The organism is Brevundimonas pishanensis, assembly GCF_022750635.1.
GTDB classification, from domain to species: domain Bacteria; phylum Pseudomonadota; class Alphaproteobacteria; order Caulobacterales; family Caulobacteraceae; genus Brevundimonas; species Brevundimonas pishanensis.
This window is the reverse complement of record NZ_JAJKBG010000003.1, coordinates 15,645-34,941: the sequence shown is the minus strand read 5'-3', so window position 1 is coordinate 34,941 and position 19,297 is coordinate 15,645. Positions and strand designations below refer to the sequence as shown.

General features: G+C 63.0%; 16 protein-coding genes. 9 read left to right on the top strand and 7 right to left on the bottom strand.

Annotation, left to right across the window (positions count from 1 at the left end; all coding sequences use genetic code 11):
- Window positions 1-68 precede the first annotated feature (68 nt).
- The 4 genes from LOX95_RS06440 to LOX95_RS06425 form a co-directional block, all read right to left on the bottom strand.
- Window positions 69-1,499: an MFS transporter gene (locus LOX95_RS06440; protein WP_242913650.1), complete on the bottom strand. Its 1,431-nt coding sequence runs from the start codon at window positions 1,497-1,499 to the stop codon at window positions 69-71.
- A gap of 68 nt (window positions 1,500-1,567) precedes the next feature.
- Window positions 1,568-2,035, bottom strand: a complete 468-nt coding sequence (locus tag LOX95_RS06435; RefSeq protein WP_242913649.1) for a nuclear transport factor 2 family protein — start codon at window positions 2,033-2,035, stop codon at window positions 1,568-1,570.
- Window positions 2,036-2,056: 21 nt separating this feature from the next.
- The gene (locus LOX95_RS06430; RefSeq protein ID WP_242913648.1) at window positions 2,057-4,351 is read right to left on the bottom strand and encodes a TonB-dependent receptor; all 2,295 of its coding nucleotides are present in this window, start codon (window positions 4,349-4,351) and stop codon (window positions 2,057-2,059) included.
- A gap of 167 nt (window positions 4,352-4,518) precedes the next feature.
- Window positions 4,519-5,718: an MFS transporter gene (locus LOX95_RS06425; protein WP_242913647.1), complete on the bottom strand. Its 1,200-nt coding sequence runs from the start codon at window positions 5,716-5,718 to the stop codon at window positions 4,519-4,521.
- A gap of 165 nt (window positions 5,719-5,883) precedes the next feature.
- On the opposite strand from LOX95_RS06425, the gene LOX95_RS06420 reads away from it, so the two are divergent.
- Entirely contained in the window at window positions 5,884-7,005 is a 1,122-nt protein-coding gene (locus LOX95_RS06420) for a class I SAM-dependent methyltransferase (RefSeq protein WP_242913646.1), read from the top strand.
- Between the two features lie 87 nt (window positions 7,006-7,092).
- Here LOX95_RS06420 and LOX95_RS06415 read toward each other — a convergent pair whose 3' ends face one another.
- The 3 genes from LOX95_RS06415 to LOX95_RS06405 all read right to left on the bottom strand — a co-directional run bounded on the left by LOX95_RS06415 (window position 7,093) and on the right by LOX95_RS06405 (window position 9,812).
- Window positions 7,093-7,917 (bottom strand): IclR family transcriptional regulator, encoded by an 825-nt coding sequence (locus LOX95_RS06415; RefSeq protein ID WP_242913645.1) that lies wholly within the window; start codon window positions 7,915-7,917, stop codon window positions 7,093-7,095.
- A 141-nt stretch (window positions 7,918-8,058) separates the two neighbouring features.
- Entirely contained in the window at window positions 8,059-8,832 is a 774-nt protein-coding gene (locus LOX95_RS06410) for an isocitrate lyase/phosphoenolpyruvate mutase family protein (protein WP_242913644.1), read from the bottom strand.
- Complete coding sequence (locus LOX95_RS06405) at window positions 8,829-9,812, bottom strand: isocitrate lyase/PEP mutase family protein (protein WP_242913643.1); 984 nt, start codon at window positions 9,810-9,812, stop codon at window positions 8,829-8,831. Before LOX95_RS06405 ends, LOX95_RS06410 begins: the two co-directional genes overlap by 4 nt.
- A gap of 239 nt (window positions 9,813-10,051) precedes the next feature.
- On the opposite strand from LOX95_RS06405, the gene LOX95_RS06400 reads away from it, so the two are divergent.
- The 8 genes from LOX95_RS06400 to pdeM all read left to right on the top strand — a co-directional run bounded on the left by LOX95_RS06400 (window position 10,052) and on the right by pdeM (window position 19,295).
- Complete coding sequence (locus LOX95_RS06400; RefSeq protein ID WP_242913642.1) at window positions 10,052-11,422, top strand: MFS transporter; 1,371 nt, start codon at window positions 10,052-10,054, stop codon at window positions 11,420-11,422.
- A gap of 102 nt (window positions 11,423-11,524) precedes the next feature.
- Entirely contained in the window at window positions 11,525-11,980 is a 456-nt protein-coding gene (locus tag LOX95_RS06395; RefSeq protein WP_242913641.1) for a hypothetical protein, read from the top strand.
- Window positions 11,977-12,483 carry a hypothetical protein gene (locus tag LOX95_RS06390; protein ID WP_242913640.1) on the top strand — a complete coding sequence of 169 codons (507 nt, stop codon included), beginning with the start codon at window positions 11,977-11,979 and terminating at the stop codon, window positions 12,481-12,483. Before LOX95_RS06395 ends, LOX95_RS06390 begins: the two co-directional genes overlap by 4 nt.
- A gap of 1 nt (window position 12,484) precedes the next feature.
- Entirely contained in the window at window positions 12,485-13,060 is a 576-nt protein-coding gene (locus tag LOX95_RS06385; RefSeq protein WP_242913639.1) for a hypothetical protein, read from the top strand.
- Window positions 13,061-13,139: 79 nt separating this feature from the next.
- A complete protein-coding gene (locus tag LOX95_RS06380) occupies window positions 13,140-14,189 on the top strand; it encodes a ligase-associated DNA damage response exonuclease (RefSeq protein WP_242913638.1) in 1,050 nt (349 codons plus the stop codon).
- Entirely contained in the window at window positions 14,186-15,802 is a 1,617-nt protein-coding gene (locus tag LOX95_RS06375) for a cisplatin damage response ATP-dependent DNA ligase (RefSeq protein ID WP_242913637.1), read from the top strand. The genes LOX95_RS06380 and LOX95_RS06375 overlap by 4 nt, the downstream gene beginning before the upstream one ends.
- 359 nt (window positions 15,803-16,161) lie before the next feature.
- A complete protein-coding gene (locus tag LOX95_RS06370; RefSeq protein WP_242913636.1) occupies window positions 16,162-18,600 on the top strand; it encodes a ligase-associated DNA damage response DEXH box helicase in 2,439 nt (812 codons plus the stop codon).
- Window positions 18,600-19,295, top strand: a complete 696-nt coding sequence (gene pdeM / locus LOX95_RS06365; protein ID WP_242913635.1) for a ligase-associated DNA damage response endonuclease PdeM — start codon at window positions 18,600-18,602, stop codon at window positions 19,293-19,295. The genes LOX95_RS06370 and pdeM overlap by 1 nt, the downstream gene beginning before the upstream one ends.
- Window positions 19,296-19,297 lie beyond the last annotated feature (2 nt).

Sequence of the window (19,297 nt, the reverse complement as noted above, 5' to 3'; positions counted from 1 at the left end):
CAAAAACGAGGCTGCCCGGGCAGCGAGCCCGGACAGCCTGTTTCGAATGCGCCGATGTGTTCAGCGTATCAGCCAACGATCGGTCCTTGTTCATCACGCAGGGAGCGGTCGACACGCTGGCGCAGGCGCTTGGCGAGGATGCCGTGGCGGCGCTCGTCCAGCGGGAAGTTCCACAGCATCAGCGAGCCAGTGATCTTCAGAATGGTTGGAATCAGAACCACCACGACCATGATGCCGAAGGTGGCAAAGCTGTCGTTTACAGCACCGGCCTTGGCGTCATAGCCGAACGCTTCCAGCGCCATGAAGCCTGCTGCTGCACCGATGGCCGAGGCGATCTTGGTGGTCAGCAGATAGAAGGCGAAATAGCTGCCGGTACGCACGACGCCCGTCTTCCAGGTGCCATAGTCGATGACGTCGGCAAGGATGGCTGCTGGCAGGACCATACTGGCCGCCACGCCGATACCCATGACAACGACAACCCCCGTCGCGAACAGGGCCACGGTTTCCACCGGAAGCGTGCTGGGGTTCACGAACCAGAACAGGTTCATGGCCAGCGAGGCGATGATCATCGACGAGCTATAGGCGCGGTGTTTGCCGATCTTTTTCGACAGCCACGTCCAGAACGGAATGGCCACCACCGTTACGATGGAGAAGGCCGTCATCATATACGGGTACCACTGACCCACCTTCAGATATCCATCGTAGAAGGTGAACATCAGCTGCAGCGCACCCAGCCCGAAGCCGGTCATGATGAAGCAACCCAGATAGACCCAGAACGGACGGTTGGTCTTCACCGCCTTATACAGGCCCAGAACATTCGGGCGCTCGGTCGACACCGGAGCCACGCCCTTGGGCGCGCCGATCAGCGAGATCGCCGTCATCAGCGGGATGGTGATCAGGGCGACAATGAAGAAGTAGCCCATCATCTCCATCGAATAATTCGACGAAGCCGTCAGACCGACCCATGCAACAAGGATCGGCAGCAGGTCATTCAGCACGCTGCCCAGTTGCGAGGAAAAGCCGCGGAAGGCCGTGACCCGCGAACGGGTGTGATAATCGTCCGAAAGCTCGGCACCCCATGCGCTGTAGTTGATGTTCTGCATGGTCGCCGACATGTCGTAAACGACGCGCCAGACGAAGAAATACAGCAGGCCGATGCCCGGAGGGGGCTTCAACAGGAAGAAGGCGGCCAGGACCATCAAGGTCGCGCCCGCGGCGATCCACGGCTTGCGACCAAAGCGTTTGGAGCGAAGGCGGTCCGACAGGAAGCCGAACAACTGGTCGTTGAAGGCCTCGATGAAACGGCCGACCAGCAGCACCATACCCAGTGCGCCAAGGCTAAAGCCGAACTCTTTTGCGTACAGCTGCGGCACGAAGGCCGTGACCGGCTGCGACAGGAACATGATCGCAAAGGCCGCCACCGAATAGGCAGCGATCTGTTTGTCCGTCACCGGACCCGCAGCCACTTTACGCTGGGGATTTATTGCAAGAGCGGTCAAACGCTGTCCTCGCTAGAATCGAAAATAAGCGGGACGCCGAAGCGCCCCGCCCTTTTGGCCGAAGCCGATCAGTTTTCCGGAGTCGCGCGGGCCATACCCGCGAAGACGACCCAGCGACCGTCGCGCTTCAGCCACGTGTGGGTGACGTCGAAGCGGTCGTCCGACGGCGTGCCGTCAGCGCGGCGCGTGCGGTGCGACTTGTAATAGATGACCGCCGCATCACCGTTCATCGAGAAGTCCTGGAAAGTCAGGGCAATCAGTTCGCGGTTGTTGGTGCGATCACCCGGACGGCCCAGATTGTTGGAGCGCATCGGGGTCGCGGTGACCGGAGGCCAAGCCATGTAACCCTCCGCAACATTGTTGCGGTAGTTGTCCATGTTGCCTTGTTCGCGGCCCGAGTAGATGGACAATTCCATCGCCCAGATCTCGTTCTTGGCGGCTTCGATTTCCTCGGCGGTCTGGGCCATAGCGGGTGCTCCGGCGGTCAGGGTGATGGCTGCAACTGCAGCCATCGTCAGACGGGTCATGGTGTTCATGGTTCTCTATTTCCCTATCGATCAGAAGGCGTAGCTGACGCGCAGACCCATGGTCCGCTTTTCGCCCGGATAGACGCGGGTTTGAACGACACCGGTGACCGGTGCTCCGTCGAGCGTCGAAGGCGTGAAGGTGGCGCGTGCGAGGTATTCCTCGTCGAACAGGTTACGCACCCATGCCGCGATGGTGATGTTGCTGCTCTGCAGACCGATCTGCAGGTTGGTCAGGGCCAGATCACCCTGCGTGTCCCAGTTCAGGCTGGTCGAAGGCTTGGCCTCCTGCCACGAGTAGTCGGCGCGGACGTAGCCGTCGAAGTCGCCGATCAGTTGCGGGAGGGTCCACTCGCCACCGATGGAGTATTGCGCCTTGGTGGTACGCGACAGTTGCTTGCCGCCAACGTCGATGGAGCAACCCGGTACAGTGATCGCGGTGCCGATCATGCGACCGCACGGTGCAGCGACTTCGGCGTCCTCGGTACCGTCCTTATAGGTCGGGTCCATCAGGGCGAAGCTGGTGCGCAGCGACAGGTTCGGGGTGAAGTAGTAGGTCGAATCCCACTCGATACCGTAGGAGGTCGCGCCCTCGTTGTTCTGGGTCACCGCCAGCGATGCGCCCGGGATTGCGCCCTGCACCTGAATGTCCGACCAGTCGATGTAGAAGACCGAGGTCGCAAACTGCAGCTTGCGGTCGAACATGGTGCTCTTCATGCCCGCTTCGTACGACCAGTTGGTTTCCGGATCGAAGGTGAACTCCGGCTTGCCACCGGCCTGCGAGTTGAAGCCACCGATCTTGTAGCCGTGCGCCGCCGAGGCATAGAACATGGTCGAAGGCGAGTACTGGAACTTCAGCGAGGCCTTAGGCGTGAAGTAGTTGTAGTCTTGCTCGCCCTTGGCACCGCCGGTTGCTGCCGCGCCTTCATAGGTTTGCGTGTCGCTGCTGTAGCGACCCTCGACCGACAGGGTCAGACGGTCGCTGAAATCGTAATCGACCGAAGCGTAGATCGCCTTGCCGCTCAGATCCATCTTGCCGCCCCGGGCGAAGTTGAGCGTCAGCTGCGACGGGTCATTGAGGTGTGCATAGTAGCTGTACAGGCCGTCGCTGATGCTACCATCGAAGGCATACAAGCCCACGATCCAGCGCAGGCGCTGGTCGGCGGACGAGGTCAGCTTCAGGTCGAACGACAGTTCATCCGAGGCATCGCCCACGGTCTGGGCATAGCTCTGTTGTGACAGGTGGCTGCCCGGAGCAAGCGGGGTCGAGATGGCGTCGGCCTTGCCGGTGCCGTCGTTGTTCTGGCCGAACTTCGCATAGGTGTGGCCAAGGGTGGCGGTGACCGTCGCGAAATCCATGTCATAGCTGGCGGTCGCATAGCTCAGGGTGCTGTAGCCGGTGAGGCCAGTCGCCGCCTCGGTGTCGAGGTCCACGCTGGTCGGATAAGGCAATGCGCCGCAATAAAGCGTCATGCGGTCACCGCGAGGGCCGGTGGTCTGCGAGCCGCAGTTGTTCTCGGTCGTCTCGACGAAGGCGTACGGCGCCTGATCCTCAAAGGTGTCGGTGCGCATGTGGAAGAAGCGCGCCGAGAATCGGTCGTTCGGCTGGAACAGCAGCGAGGCACCGAGGTTACGGCGCAGGTCGTAGCCGCCGAGGTGACCACCGTCGCGGCGGTTGTCGATGGTGCCGTCGAACTCGCCTTCACCACCCCAAACGCGCAGGGCTGCGACTTCGCCGATCGGGATCGACAGGCTGCCTTGCAGCGATTTGCGGCCATAGTCGCCGATCTCGGCCTGTGCCGAGCCGGAGTAGTAGCCGAGGGTCGGCTCCTTGGAGACGTAGTTGATGGCACCCGAGAAGGTGTTACGGCCATAAAGGGCGCTCTGCGGGCCCTTGACGACTTCGACGCGGGCCAGATCCAGATAGCCGAACTCCATCCCCGAACGGTTGTTCAGGTAGATGCCGTCCACGAACACGCCGACGTTGCCGATCGGTGCGGTCTGGTCGATCTGGGCCAGACCACGGATGACCGGTGCCTGATAGGTGCCGCCGATGGACTGGAACGACAGACCCGGCGTCGCGGCAGCCAGAGTTTCCAGATTTTGGATACCGGCCTTGGCCATGTTCTCGGCGCTGAAGGCACTGATGGCTGCGGGAACTTCTTGAAGGGTTTCCTTGCGCAGACGTGCCGTAACCACGATGTCGTCAACCGAAGTGACGGATTGGCCCTCGGCGGACTGGGCGTGAACCTGTCCGCTGGACAGCATGACCGTGCCGAGCGCTGTGGCCGCCAATAAGAATTTCGAACGCGTAGTCTTGTTAGACATGATGGAAAACCCCTCTTCCTTGCGAGGGGCATTGGGGGGCCGCGTCAGGCTGTCCGCATCCGTTCAATCGGCATTTCTCGCGTGATGGATAGATTTGCGGGGTGCACGAACAGAAATGGCCGCGCCCTATTGGACGCGGCCAATTGGTCTTTCCGACAGGCGGATAGTCAGGTTTGTGCAGGAGCCTCGTCCGCGGTGCGGATGCGGTCGATGCCGAGCGCAAGGAAGACCGAAATGCCCACCATGGCCGCGCCCATCAGGAACGGAACCTGCGGCGCGACGAACGCATACATCGCACCGGCAATGATCGGACCAAGGATGCGCGAGGCGGCGGCAGCGGCCATATTGGCTCCCATCAGACGGCCCGCTTGACCGGGGGCCGCCTCCTTGGAAAGCAGGGACGCTGCCGTGGGCATGGACAGGGCCAAGCCCAGCGAAGCCAGCGCGATCAGCCCCGTCATCATGCCACCGCTAAGCGGAGCCGCCTGACCCAAAAGGGCCAGTGCCGTCATCGACAGGCCAAAGACCAGAACCTTGCGGTCCCCAAACCGGCGCACTGCGCGGGCGGTGACCAGCATCTGCACCCCTGCACCTGCGCAACCGGCCAGAGCGAAGGCCAGACCCAGTTCACGCGGCGACCATGCAAACAGGCGCTCGGTCCATAAACCAAACACGGACTCTACACCCGCGAAGGCTGCCATGACGCCCACGCCCACCAGGATCAGGCACAGCGCCGCGCGGCTAAGACGGAAGGGCGCGTCCACCGCCGACTGCTTGTCGGCCACGGCCTTGCGTACAAACGGCACAGCCATTGCGATGATAAGGAAGCTGGCGAGGCTGAAGGCCGCCGACAGCAGGAAGCACAGACGGAAGCCTGCCAGACCGTCCTCTGGCGAGGCCAGAAGACCGCCCACGGCTGGCCCCACAACGAAGCCAATGCTGGCGCAGGCGCTAATGATGGCCAGACGACCCGTCAGCTTTTCGCGCGGTGTCATGTCGATGATCAGGGCCTGCACGACACCGGTGCTGCCCGCCGCCACGCCGCACATCAGGCGCGCAATCAGGCAAAGCTCATAGGTGGGGGCATAGGCCATGCCGATATAGCCGACCACGCCCAGACCCAGCGTCATCAACAGAACGGGCTTACGCCCCAGCTTGTCGGAAAGACGCCCCCAGACAGCCTCGCCAATTGCCTGACCAATCGAAAACACGGCGAAGATCAGCCCGACCTGCCATGCATCGATCTGGAACGCGCGCGCATAGGACGGCAGCAGAGGGATCGCCATGCCGAAGCCAATGGCCCCGATAGCGACGGTCATAAAAAGTGCCAGCAGCGTCAGCGGCTGGCGCGTGGTGTCATTCGACATTGGGACAGGTCTTTCCGTTGGACCTGCACAAGTCACCACTCCTTCGCAGCGGGAAAAGGCGCATCGGTCCTTTATCCGCATGGCGACTATCGAGAACGGCGTTCCGGACATTCGCCCTTACGCGATTTCATAGTACCGTCGAGCTAGCATCGATGGAGCGCGACTATGCCTGAAGCCGATACCGTAAAACCCGCCGCCATGTTCCAGACCGCCGTGGGTATGACCCAGCGCAGCCGCGCCAGCCTGGACATTCTGGGCGCCATGCTGAAATACGCCGCTGTCGACCTGCGCGACACAGCCCGCGAAGAGTTTGAAGCCTCGCCCAAGGGCCAGGCCCTGAAGGCCGCCCACGAGACCCCGGGCACGCCCGAGGAAATCGCCGCCCGCGTGGACGAGGCCAAGGAACTGGCCTTCAGCAGCAATATCTACCGCATGGAGCGCTTTGTTCAGCGCTATGTGGCCGAAGAAATGATGGCCCGTAACCTCATCTCGGTCGAAGAGAAGCGCGAGGATTACCTGCGTGACGCGGCCCTGCCGGTGAATGGCGCTGGCGGTACGCTGGAGCTGAACCCGGACATCGAGATTCCGGACTATTACGACGGCGTCCACTACCACCTTGCTCCGCACGGCATCGACGACTTCGATCTGGGCGGCAAGGGTGCCGGCATCGGCCGCGTGTTCAAATACGGCGGTTTCGCCGCCGTACCTCCCGGCTCGAACATCGCCCGCCAGCGCATCGACGTGGTCGAGCAGTTCCGTCGTCGCGACCACAAGCGCATCCTCGAGATCGGCTGCGGTGGTATTGGCACCCTGATGGCGCTCCGCAAGGTCTTCCCCGAAGCCGAACTGATCGGTTGCGATCTGAATGGTCGCGGCCTGAAGGAAGCCCACCGCATGGCCGAGCGCATCGGCATGCAGTTCCACCTGAAGCAGGCAGACGCCCGCGCCACGGGTCTGGAAGACGAGAGCGTCGATGCTGTGTTCAGCTATGCGGTTCACCACGAGGCACCGGTGCCGGTGAACATCGAGATGTTCAAGGAAGTGCATCGCGTGCTGAAGATGGGCGGCGAGTTCGTTATCTCCGATCCGGCACCCTTCCGCGGCGTAGATATCTTTACCGCTGTCCTGCTGGAATGGGACAACGACCACCGCGAAGAGCCCTACTTCCGCGAAACCTGCCTCGCCTCGTGGGAAGGCGAACTGAACAAGCTGGGCTTCGAAGCCGAAGCCTATGCGCTGGGCCCGAACGGCTATCCGTGGGTGACCCGCGCGGTGAAGGTGGCCTAACGGCCACCGCTACCGCTCCTTGAGCATAGAAAACCCCGCATCGCCGAAGCGATGCGGGGTTTTTGGTGGCTGGGACTTGGAGGGAACTCAGCCGACGCTGGAAAGACGGGCCGGCGTGAAGTCGCCTGCTGCGGTGATCGACAGGCTGCGGCTAATCTCGGCAGCGCAGCGTTTCACCTCATCGCCATAACGGCGCAGGGCGTCTTCGGACTTATAGGCGACCGAGAAGTAGACGAGGTCGATAGCCCCCACCACGCGACCGTTGGCAAAGACCGGTGCGCCGATGGATGAGGTCTTGCCGGGCGTCAGGCTGAAGCGGTTGCGTCCGCGCTGGGCCACGCCCTGTTCGCGGATTTCCTCCAGCATCACGTCCGATTGGATCAGCAGGTAGGTGTGCGGGTCGATCGGTGCCTCGCCCGCCATTTCGATGGCTTCGAAGATCTCGGCCCGTTCGCGCTCTTCGGCGAAGGCCAGATAGGCGCGGCCACCGGCGGTCTCCAGCAAGGAGAAGGTATGGCCGGGGTAATGGCGATCCAGAACCTGCGAGGTCATGGCATCGGTGCAGTCGCGCACCATCATCTCTGCGCCGAAACGGGTGGACAACAGTACAGGCCAGCGCGTGACAGCCGTCAGCTGTTCCAGCTGCGGCCGCGCCAGAGCCACCAGTTCGCTGTGCTCCTGGAAGCCAGCCGAGAGGGCGCGAACGAAGGCGGTCGGGCGGTAGCGTTTACGGGCCGGTTCGCGCTCGATCAGTTCCTCGTGCATCAAGGTCTGAACAAGTCGGCAGGCTGTCGGATAGGGAACCGCCGCGATACGCGCGATCTCGGCCATAGACATCGAACCCTGACGGTTGATGGCTCGCAGCACAGCCAGACTGCGGCTTACCGAGCGGATCGGAACGCCCTTTTCCATCACACTACCTCCGACAAAACTACACGAACAAAACTTCGCAGAACGAGGTTGACCGGTCTTTGTTCGATCAACCAAGGCGCAAATATGACACCTATCCGACAGATGGATAGTGTAGTTCAGCGGACAGAGGTTGTTTTGCGATCAATACATCGTGCGCGAGGCGCGAAGGTCATCGCGCGCGCCGTGCAAAAGCTGAGGAAATAAGAAGGGATACAGAGACAGGTTGTACCATTTGGCCAGAAGATCGGCCTCTGGCGACGGCTTCAACCTTTGTCCCCACTCAAATCCGATAGGGGCCGGCAAAAACGAGCTGTCTCCCATTGCAGACAAGTTCAACGGCTTGTCCTCGGACCTCATGATGATCAGATCGGCACCAGCCTCGATGTAGGCAGCCGTTCGGTCGACCACCGATGCGCGGCTGTCATCCGGCTCGATTTCTACAACCGCAGCGATCAGGCAGTAACGGCGCGCATCGAGCGCCGCCTTCAGCTTGCCGATCATTTCGGCCACCGCAAAACGCGGACCTTCGGAGCGGTCGCGGCGGCGCAGCGGCCGGTCCGATATCTGCACCACCGATGCTCCGGCGAACTCGAAGGCCCGAACCGTTGCGGCGACGTGCAGGGCATTGCCGAACCCGTCCGCAGCATCGGCGATGAGTGGCATGTCACCCGCATCGCGCACCACATAAAGGGCTTCGGTTATCGCCTCGGGCGACAGCAACTGCGCCACAGGGCGGCCATAGCGCGACAGCGCCAGAGCCGCGCCGCCAACCAGCAGCGCGTCGTATCCCGCCTCAAGAGCCATGCGAGCCCCGAAGTGATCGAACACGCCCGCCGCGGAGATCATGGTGTTAGGCGCGGACACTCTGGACTGGAGCCGAGTCTCCAAGCTCTGGATATGGGCGGGCGCGATCATTGGCCGCCCTCCTTGTCGTCGTGAGTGCTCATCAGCGTCTCCAACCGGAACGCCGGATCGAACCGTCGCCCCTGATCGGCAATCTGCGACAGCCCCAGCCGCTCGTTCAGCGCACCGAAGGTCAGCAACTGGTCCGACAGTGCCGCCGTCGAGCCATCACGCTTCAGCACGGCCAGCAACCGCTCGGCCATGGCCGCAAACCCGCGCACCAATGATCCCGAGGCGATCACCAGACCAAACCCCAGTTCCGTCAGTTCGCTGGCACTCAGGGCCGGAGACGATCCCCCCTCGATCATATTGGCGACCAGAGGTGTGTCGGGAAACTCGGCGGCAATCCGTTGATAGTCCTCAAGCGATTGCGGCTGGTCGATAAACAGGGCGTCGGCACCGGCCTCGACATACAGATGCGCACGCGCCAGAGAAGCTTCGATCCCTTCGTGCGGAAGGGCGTCGGTTCGCGCGATCACCAAAGTATTGGCCTCGCGTCGTGCGTTGACGGCAGCGCGGACTTTTTCGGCCATGGTGGCTGGCGTGACAAAGGTCTTACCCGTCAGCGCCCCTGCGCGTTTGGGAAACGCCTGATCGTCGATCAGCACCGCCGAGGCCCCTGCCCTTTCCAAGGCGCGCACGGTGTGTTCGACATTGATGGCGTCGCCGAAACCGTTGTCGGCATCCACGATCAGCGGCGTTTCCAGTCGGTCGCGAACGCGGCGCGTGACCTGGCACAACTGGTCCAGCGAGATCAGGCCGATGTCGGGGCGGGCAAGCTGCGTATAGCTGATACCGCTGCCGGAAATGAACATGGCCTCGAAACCGGCCTGCTCGATCATCAATGCCGAAAGCGCGTCAAAGGCACCCGGAGCCAGCAACGCAGGCTTGCGCCGCAGTCTGCGTTTCAGGAGCAGTCCCGATGTGCCGGGGGCAGCCGTATCCGTGACAGGAACCCCGTCGATCGTCGCCATGGATAGTCGCGGTGCCAATCCCGCTACTCCTCGTTTCGCTCGTCCGAGTGTCGGCAATCTGCCACGCAGACACGCCGAGCGGGTCGAGATTGATACTGTGCAACACGCTAGGATACTGGTCGCGTAGGACGCGAATGCCCGACAAGTGCAGCTTACGTAAGCTATCGCCTGTCAGATAGATTTCCGGCAACGACGACAGCGCCCATCGAACCGACTTACAGCTTGTATCTGTTTTTCGCGGTGATCCGGCAACCCCTTTGGTCTCTCCCCAGCAGCGACGGCTTCAGTTCGCCCTTGGCGGTGCCCTGTTCATGCAAGGGCTGGATTCGACCGCAATCGTTCCGGCCCTGCCACGCATTGCCGAGACGTTTCAGGCACCGGAACTGGCTCCCCACATCCTGCTTGCGGCCTATTTCATCGGCTGCGGGGCTAGCCTGCCGGTCATTGGCTGGGCTGCCGACCGGTTCGGTGCTCGTAAAGTGCTACTGATCGCTATCGGAGTGTTCGTTCTGGCGGGGCTCGCCAGTGCCATGGCACCCGATCTGATCTGGCTGACGGTCTCGCGGTTTTTGCAGGGGGCGGCAGCGGCCACCTTGATGCCGGTGGCGCGGATGCTGGCTGTACGAACGGCACCGCCGCAAGCTCTGCTGGGGATTATCACCGCCCTGACGGCTCCCGCTATGGCAGGCCAGACACTTGGACCGGCAGTGGGCGGTTTGCTGGCGGCCTATGACGGCTGGCGCATGATCTTCCTCGTCGGCGTGCCCTTTGCCATCGCCAGTCTGGGCATTGTTGCCGTTATCGCGCCCGATGCGCGCCGCGAGGACTGTGGCCGGTTGGACTGGGTCGCCATGATTATGGGTGTGCTGGCCATGGCTTGTGCGGTCGCAGGTCTTGGGACATTGCGCGATGACGGCCCGCCACTACTGGTACCGGTACTATTTATCCTCGCCGCGATTGGCCTGGGCATCGGCTTTGTGCGCAAGAATCTGGGTTCGCCAAGGCCGCTTATCGACTTCCGCGTCCTCAAAGACCCTACCTTCCGTCGCTGTTTCAGCGGCGGCATGCTGTTCCGTCTGCTGGTGGGCGGAACCCCCTTTGTGCTGGCCTATCATTTCCAGTCGGGACTGGAACTGGGCGCGTGGCAGGCGGGCCTTCTGATTACCGCATCAGGGGCCGGAGCCCTGCTGGTGAAGCCCTTTACCGCGCGCCTGATTTCCAGAGGCGGTTATCGCGGCACGCTGCTATGGGCGGGCGCGGCTTCGGTGGTGCTGTTCGTTGTACCTGCCTTTGCCGACTGGCGGTGGCCTTTGGCATTGATTGCTGCCGTGCTGGTCGCAGGCAGCTTCGTGCGCTCGCTCCAGATCACTACCTTTGGCACGCTCTGCTATGCCGATCTGCCCCCGCAGTCCGCCGGATCGGCCAGCGTGTTGAGCAGCATCGCCCAACAGCTTTCCCATGCGCTGGGCGTCGCTCTGGCTGCCGGGGCCATGGCGGTTACGACCGTCGCCGGCGCGCCCGAAGCCTGTGTGGGTCTGTCGGGCTATTTTGCCCTCGCGGTAGGGGCGGCCCTGTGCCTTCCGGTGTTCTTCCGCTTGTCGCCGGATGCAGGCAAGCGCCTGCTGTAGCCGCCTCCCCCATATCTATGGCGCTAGGCTCGGGGCGTTGATTATCCGAGGATGACGACGGGCCGCGCTCGGCTCTTTTGTCATTTTGGGAGGGCTGACCCCATGCAACTCAAAACGGGCCTTTTGGCCATCGCCGCCGCCGTTTCTCTGGCCGCCTGCAACTCCGCCGAAACCGGTGCCGCAGCACCGGCGCAACCGGCAGAAGAAACTCCTGCGCAGGTCGCCGAACGCATCAAGGCTTCGCTGTCGCCGCAAGACTATGCGCTGCGTTTGCTGAAATGCGATCAGGCCATCAGCACCGCCAAGCGCGCGCATGACGCCGCGTTCGATGCGGAACTGACCGCCAAGGTCAAGGATGCGCCCAAGCTCGACTTCTTCACCCTGATCCGTGACGCCCGTGAAACCGGCGCGGACTCGAGCACCATCAACACCGCCCAGCATTCGGGCCTGCCGCTGCCGAGCAGCGGTGAACTGACCCCGCCGGAATACGTCGAACAGACCCGCGAGTGCCTGGCGCTGGTTACCGCCGAAGCCCCGACCAAGGGCAAACAGGCATGAAGACCGCCCGCACCTTCGCCATCCTGAGCGCGGCGCTGCTCGCCTGCGCCTGTTCCAAGGCCGAAGAGGCTCCGGCTCGGGCTACGACCGAGACCGATGCACCGGTAGCTACCGCCGAAGCCCCCGCGGCTACGTCTGCGGCTGCGGAAGCAGGGGACTTCCAACTGTCGCCGGATGGGGCCGCTTTCATCGCCGCACTCTCGCCCATGGAACTGGGTCAGGCGCGTCTTAGCTGCGTCGAGCCGCTGCGCACCGCCAAGGCCTGGCCGAAAATCTGGAGCCCTGAAATGGCGGCCGAACTGGCCAGCGTGGAAGATTTCAGCCGCACCAAGCTGTTGACGTCAGAGCCGCTGAACACGCTGAGGATCGATCAGGCCCGCGCTATCATGGACGCCGGTCCCAAGTTCAACGCCAACAGCCAACCGACGGCGGAAGAGATCGAGGGCGTCGGTCAGTGCATCCAACTGGCCAAGCACTACGCAGCCGAACAGGCGGCGGGCTAAGATGATGCGGCGCGTTGTGATTGTGGGTTGCGTGCTGGCGCTGTCGGCCTGTGATCGGACGCGCCCGTCGCAGGACGCACCGGCGGGGCCTAGCGCCCTTTCGGTCGAGGCTGCCATCGACACCGGTCAATCCCCCTCGCCCGAAGCCGTTTCCGCCACGGCTTCGGCATCGGTCGACATGGCAGCCACCCCCGTCAAGTCTGAGGGTCAAGACGGCATCTATACTCCGCCCTCGGGCTCGCCCGAGCGGACCGCGCTGATGGACGCCTTGCGCGGGCAGGTGGAGGGCGAACTGGGCGGTCGGGCGGAGTTTGTGGTCAAGACCCTGCGCTCCAACGGGCAATGGGCCTTTGCCGAGGTCGAGCCTCAGTGGCCGGGGGGTCGCAGGATCAACCCTGCAAACACCCCTCTGTACCGCGAGGAGCCGGACTGGCCGTTCGATGGCCTGCACACCGAGGCCATTTATCGCAAGGTGAATGGCCGCTGGCAGGTCCTGCACCACAGCATCGGTGCAACCGATGTGTGGTGGGTCGATCATTGCCACACGGTACCGCGCGGCATCCTTATAGGGTGCTGACAATCAAGGGCGGCTCTCTCACGGGGCCGCCCTTTTTCGTTTCGGCAACCGCGCGGGCAAGCGCGGCGTTAGGCTTTGCATGACCTCGATCAGCCCTGACGCCAAACGGTTCGCCGCTGTGCTGCATCCCACACCGCAGGGGCTGTGGTGCCCCGAAGGGCAGTTCTTTATCGATCCGCCGCGTCCAGTGGACCGCGCCGTCATCACCCACGGTCATGCCGACCATGCGCGATGGGGCCACGGCCATGTTCTGGCTACCCCCGAGACGCTGGCGATCATGGCAGTGCGCTATGGCGCGGACTTTGCCGGATCGACCCAGAGCCTTGAGTATGGCGAGCGGGTGAGCGTGGACGGGGTCGAGGTATCGCTGCATCCGGCGGGCCATGTTCTGGGATCGGCGCAGGCGGCCATCCGGCACGGCGGCATCACCATAACCGCCTCGGGCGATTACAAGCGCCGCCGCGACCCGACCTGTGCGGGCTTTGAGCCAGTCCCGAGCGATGTGTTCATCACAGAAGCGACCTTTGGCCTGCCCGTCTTCCGGCATCCGCCCGACTGCCACGAGATCGGCAAGCTGCTGCACTCGCTCCAGCAGTTTCCCGAGCGGGCGCATCTGGTCGGAGCCTATGCTCTGGGCAAGGCGCAGCGGGTGATGAAGCTGCTGCGCGAGGCGGGCTATGACGAGACGATCTACGTCCACGGCGCACTGGAAAAGCTGAACCGCCTTTACGAGAGTTTCGGCGTCGATCTCGGCCCGTGGAAGACGGTGGCGGGGGTTAAGGCCGACTTCGCCGGAAAGATCATCATCGCCCCGCCGTCCGCCATCGCCGACCGCTGGAGCCGTCGTTTTCCCGATCCGGTCGCGGCCTTTGCCAGTGGCTGGATGAGCGTGCGGGCGCGGGCGCGGCAGAGGGGTGTGGAGTTGCCCATCATCCTGTCGGACCACGCCGATTGGGACGAGCTGACCGACACCCTGACCGAGCTTTCCCCCACTGAGGTCTGGATTACCCACGGGCGCGACGATGCCCTGTCGCGGTGGGCCGAGATCAACGGCATGACGGCGCGGGCGCTGCACCTCGTCGGCTATGAGGACGAGGACGACGAGCCAGTAGAAGAGGCCACCGCATGAGGGCCTTTGCCGAACTGCTGGATAGGCTCTCACTGACGGCGTCGAGGAATGCCAAGCTGCGGCTGATCGCGGACCATCTGCGGGCGGTGCCGGACCCTGATCGCGGCTGGGCACTGGCGGCGCTGACGGGCGGCCTTTCGTTCAAGGAGGCCAAGTCCAACACCATCCGCAAGGTGGTGGAGGAGCGAGTCGATGCGGAGCTGTTCCGTCTGTCCTATGACTACGTCGGTGACCTTGCCGAGACGGTGGCGCTGATCTGGCCCACGCGGCATGGTGCCAACCGCGAGCCGGAAGTCTCCGAGGTGATCGAGGCCCTGAATACCGCCAAGCGCGGTGAGGTGCCGGGCTTGCTCGAAAACTGGCTGGATGCGCTGGACTCTGAGGGGCGCTGGGCGCTGCTGAAACTGGTGACGGGCAGTTTGCGCGTTGGCGTATCGGCGCGGTTGGCGTGGCAGGCGGCTGCGGATTACGGCGGCGTGGACGTGGCCGAGATTCAAGAGGTCTGGCACGGACAGGAGCCGCCCTATCTCGATCTTCTGGCATGGCTGGACGGCAAGGGGGAGCGGCCGCAAGTCGAGGCACATGGCCGGTTCCGCCCCGTCATGCTGGCCCATCCGATCGACGAGGCGACGGAGATGCCGCGCCTGAACCCCGCCGACTTCGTGGCCGAATGGAAATGGGACGGCATCCGCGTTCAGGCGGTGAGCGAGGGCGGCATCAAGCGCCTCTATTCCCGCACGGGCGAGGATATCGGCCACGCCTTTCCCGATGTGATCGAGGCGATGGATTTCGAAGGTGTTCTGGACGGCGAATTGATCGTCATCCGCGATCGCGTGATGGGCAGTTTCTCGGACCTGCAGCTGAGGCTGAACCGTAAGAGCGTCGATGCCAAACGCATGGCGGCCTATCCGGCAGGTATCCGGGCCTATGACCTGCTGGCCGACGGGGATGAAGACACCCGCGCCCTGCACTTTTCCGAGCGACGCGAACGGCTGGAAGCCTTCATCGCCGCCATCGCCTCACCGCGCATCGACATCTCGCCTCTGGTCGATATCGAAAGCTGGGATCAGCTTGCCGAGCTTCGCGCCAATCCGCCCGAGGGCGATGCGCGGCTGGCCGAGGGCTTCATGCTGAAACGCCGCGACAGCGTCTATGAGGCGGGGCGACCCAAGGGGCCGTGGTTCAAGTGGAAACGCGATCCCATGCTGGTCGATGCCGTCCTGATGTACGCCCAGCGCGGGCACGGCAAACGCTCCAGCTTCTACTCCGACTTCACCTTTGGCGTCTGGACCAAGGACGAGGCGGGCGACTACGCCCTCACCCCGGTCGGCAAGGCCTATTTCGGCTTCACCGACGAGGAGCTGAAACAGCTCGACAAGTTCGTGCGCGACAACACCACCGACCGCTTCGGCCCCGTCCGTGCGGTCAAGGCCACGCGCGACTTCGGCTTGGTCGTCGAGGTGGCGTTTGAAGGTCTGCAGCGGTCAACGCGTCACAAGTCCGGCATCGCCATGCGCTTCCCGAGGATCAACCGCATACGGTGGGACAAGCCTGCGGGGGAAGCCGATGAATTGGGGGTGCTGGAGGGGATGTTGGCCACCAGCGAGGGGTAGCCGCTAACTGGCTAACAGCCGAGTTAACACTATCAATCTCTTTCAGAACGACGACCCAATGAGATTCGAGCCAAGTCTAAAACAAAAACCAGAAACATGGATACAAAAGAAACAAGCCAACCAACGGGGACAATAGTGCCGTTAATTACAACTACATGATCACCAGTAACAAACATCGCAATTATGGCCACTACAGCCATGAATGCCATTGCTATCTTTAATGCCCTCAACCTAGTTCTCGCCCGTATAACCTCAAAAACCCCATGCCAAAGACTGAGGCGTCATTGGAAGCGACGTTTGGTCCTAGCCTGCGTTATACATGAGTGCATACAAACCCTCACGCCCTGTCAATTAGCATCGTGTCTCAGTTATCTGAAATAGTACTGCCCGGCCCTTTCTCCGACTGGTTCGCCCGTCGGGGCTGGTCTGTGCGTCCGCACCAAACCGCCATGGTGGAAAAGGGGTTGGCGGGTGAGGATGCCTTGCTGGTGGCACCGACGGGTGGGGGCAAAACGCTGGCGGGGTTCTTGCCCAGCCTGATCGAGCTGTCGCAGCGGCGCAAAGTGGCCGGTGATCTGACGTCGGTGCACACCCTTTATATCTCGCCGCTGAAGGCGCTGGCGGTGGATGTGGAGCGTAACCTGCTGACGCCGGTGCGCGAGATGGGGCTGAATATCACCATCGAGAGCCGCACGGGCGACACCAATCAGGCCAAGCGCGCGCGGCAAAGGCTGGCTCCGCCCGACATCCTTTTGACCACGCCCGAGCAGTTGGCCCTGTTCTGCGCGTGGGAGGGGTCGCGGGAATACTTCAAGGACCTGCGCTGTGTGGTGATCGACGAGATCCACGCCATCCACGGGTCAAAGCGCGGGGACCTGTTGTCGCTGGGGCTGGCGCGGTTGCGGGCCTTTGCGCCGAAGATGCGCAGTGTCGGCCTTTCGGCGACGGTGAATGATCCGGCTGCCATTAGGGGCTGGTTGTCAGACAAGGGCGACGACATTGTTTTCGGCCAGTCGGGCGCACCGCCGGAACTGGATGTGCTGCTCAGCGAAAACCGCGTGCCGTGGGCGGGTCATACGGCTCAACACGCCATGCAGGAGGTCTATGACACCATCAAAACCGCCCAGACCGCGCTGGTGTTCGTCAATACGCGCTGGCAGGCGGAATATGCGTTTCAGGAGCTGTGGCGGCTGAACGACGACAATCTCCCAATTGCCCTGCACCACGGCAGCCTGTCTGCCGAGCAACGCCGCAAGGTCGAGGCGATGATGACGCAAGGGCGTTTGAAGGCCGTGGTCTGTACCTCGACGCTGGATCTGGGCATCGACTGGGGAAGCGTCGATCTGGTGATCCAATTGGCCGCACCCAAGGGATCATCGCGTCTGGTGCAGCGGATCGGGCGGGCGAACCACCGTCTGGACGAGCCGTCGCGCGCGGTGCTGGTCCCCGCCAGCCGCTTCGAGATGCTGGAATGTCAGGCCGCTGTGGAAGCTGTGATGGAGGCCGCCCACGACGGCGAGCCGATCCGCAACGGGGCCAAGGATGTGCTGGCCCAGCACGTCATGGGCGTGGCCTGTTCCGAGCCGTTCGATCTGGAAGAACTTTACGACGAGGTGCGAACCGCCGCCCCCTACCGCGACCTGACGTGGGAGGACTGGGAGCAGGTCGTCGATTTCGTCTCGACCGGCGGCTATGCGCTGAAATCCTATGACAAATACCGCCGCATCGTGCGTGGGCGCGACGGCTTGTGGAAGGCGCGGACGAAAGAGATCATCGCCCGCCATCGCATGAATGTCGGGGCGATTGTCGCGGCTCAAACGCTGACCGTGCGCATGAAGGGCCGCCGCGGTACGGGCCGAAAGGTTGGCGAGGCCGAAGAGACGCTCTTCGAGCAAATGACCATTGGCGACAGCTTTGTCTTTGCCGGCGAGGTCTGGCGGTTCGAAGGGGTCGAGGGCAACAACGCCATCGTCTCGCCCACCAGCGACGATGATCCGATGGTGCCCAGTTGGGGCGGGTCGCGCATTCCGATCTCGTCGCACCTAGCTCACCGCGTGCGCCGCCTGATGGCTGACCGCGATACGTGGCGACGCCTTCCGGTCGATGTGCAGGAATGGTTGAACGCTCAGGACGAGCATTCCGGTATTCCGCAGATGGATGACCTGCTGATCGAGACCTTCCAGCGCGGCAAACGGCATTTCATGATCGTCTATCCGTTCGAGGGCGTACTGGCTCACACGACGCTGGCCATGCTGCTGACACGCCGACTGGACCGCGCGGGCGTGGGGCCGATTGGCTTTGTGGCCAACGACTTTTCGCTGTGTATCTGGTCGATGCGGTCTATGGCGGACCTCGATTTCGACGCCCTGTTCGAGCAGGACATGCTGGGCGACGATCTGGAAAGCTGGCTGGACGAAAGCTTCATGATGAAGAAGTCGTTCAAGGAATGCGCCCAGATTGCAGGCCTGATCGAGCGCCGCATGCCCGGCCATGAGAAGACGGGGCGTCAGGTCACCTTCTCGGCGGACCTGATTTACGACACGCTTCGTCGTCATGATCCCGACCATCTGCTGCTGCGCTGTGCGCGCGAGGATGCGGCGCGGGGTCTGTTGGATGTGGCGCGTCTGGGTGAACTATTGTCGCGTATTCAAGGCCGGATCAGGGTCTATAATCTGCCGAAAGTCTCGCCCTTTGCCGTTCCCATGCTGATGGAGATCGGCAAGGAGCGCGCCCCCGGAACCTCTGCTGCCGATATGATGCTGGAAGACGCCGCCCTGATTGATGAGGCCATGAGCTGATGCAGATTAGCGTGGCCGGTGAACCGTGCGTGCTGCGTGCGGCGGGGACGCTGTGGCTGCCGCAGCACCAAACGCTGGTGGTGTCGGACCTGCACTTTGAAAAGGGCTCGGCCTATGCGGCCAGGGGTCAGCTTCTTCCGCCTTATGACACGCGCGAAACGCTGAACCGGCTGATGGCCGAACTGGTTGCGGTCCAGCCGCGATGCCTCGTCTTTCTGGGTGACAGCCTGCACGACATGGGCGCGATCAGCCGTATTCCTGTGGCCGAGCGTGAGACGATCATGGGTCTGGCCCGCGATTTCGATCTGGTGTGGATCAGTGGCAACCACGACCCCGACGGCGGCGCGGCCTTCGGCGGGCGCAGCGCCGACGAGGTGCGGTTGGGTCAACTTGTCCTGCGACACGAACCGCTGACTGGCGAGGCTATAGGCGAAGTTTGCGGCCACCTTCACCCCTGCGCCGTCGTGCGCGGCCCTGCGGGATCGGTGCGGCGGCGCTGTTTTATCGGTGACGGCTCGCGTCTGATCATGCCATCGTTCGGAGCCTATACGGGCGGGCTGAATGTGCATGACCGGGCCTATGGGGGCTTGTTCCAACAGGCACCGACTGCCTACCTTACCGGCGAGCGGGTCGTGCGGGTGCCGTATCACCGTCTGTCTCCCGACCGCAGCCGCCCGATCCGGCGCTCGGCCTAGTC

Bases quoted from the DNA above. Each gene is read 5' to 3' on its own strand.
- LOX95_RS06435 (WP_242913649.1), bottom strand. From the start codon at position 2,035: ATGAACACCATGACCCGTCTGACGATGGCTGCAGTTGCAGCCATCACC.
- LOX95_RS06430 (WP_242913648.1), bottom strand. From the start codon at position 4,351: ATGTCTAACAAGACTACGCGTTCGAAATTCTTATTGGCGGCCACAGCG.
- LOX95_RS06425 (WP_242913647.1), bottom strand. From the start codon at position 5,718: ATGTCGAATGACACCACGCGCCAGCCGCTGACGCTGCTGGCACTTTTT.
- LOX95_RS06420 (WP_242913646.1), top strand. From the start codon at position 5,884: ATGCCTGAAGCCGATACCGTAAAACCCGCCGCCATGTTCCAGACCGCC.
- LOX95_RS06415 (WP_242913645.1), bottom strand. From the start codon at position 7,917: ATGGAAAAGGGCGTTCCGATCCGCTCGGTAAGCCGCAGTCTGGCTGTG.
- LOX95_RS06410 (WP_242913644.1), bottom strand. From the start codon at position 8,832: ATGATCGCGCCCGCCCATATCCAGAGCTTGGAGACTCGGCTCCAGTCC.
- LOX95_RS06395 (WP_242913641.1), top strand. From the start codon at position 11,525: ATGCAACTCAAAACGGGCCTTTTGGCCATCGCCGCCGCCGTTTCTCTG.
- LOX95_RS06390 (WP_242913640.1), top strand. From the start codon at position 11,977: ATGAAGACCGCCCGCACCTTCGCCATCCTGAGCGCGGCGCTGCTCGCC.
- LOX95_RS06385 (WP_242913639.1), top strand. From the start codon at position 12,485: ATGATGCGGCGCGTTGTGATTGTGGGTTGCGTGCTGGCGCTGTCGGCC.
- LOX95_RS06380 (WP_242913638.1), top strand. From the start codon at position 13,140: ATGACCTCGATCAGCCCTGACGCCAAACGGTTCGCCGCTGTGCTGCAT.
- LOX95_RS06375 (WP_242913637.1), top strand. From the start codon at position 14,186: ATGAGGGCCTTTGCCGAACTGCTGGATAGGCTCTCACTGACGGCGTCG.
- pdeM (WP_242913635.1), top strand. From the start codon at position 18,600: ATGCAGATTAGCGTGGCCGGTGAACCGTGCGTGCTGCGTGCGGCGGGG.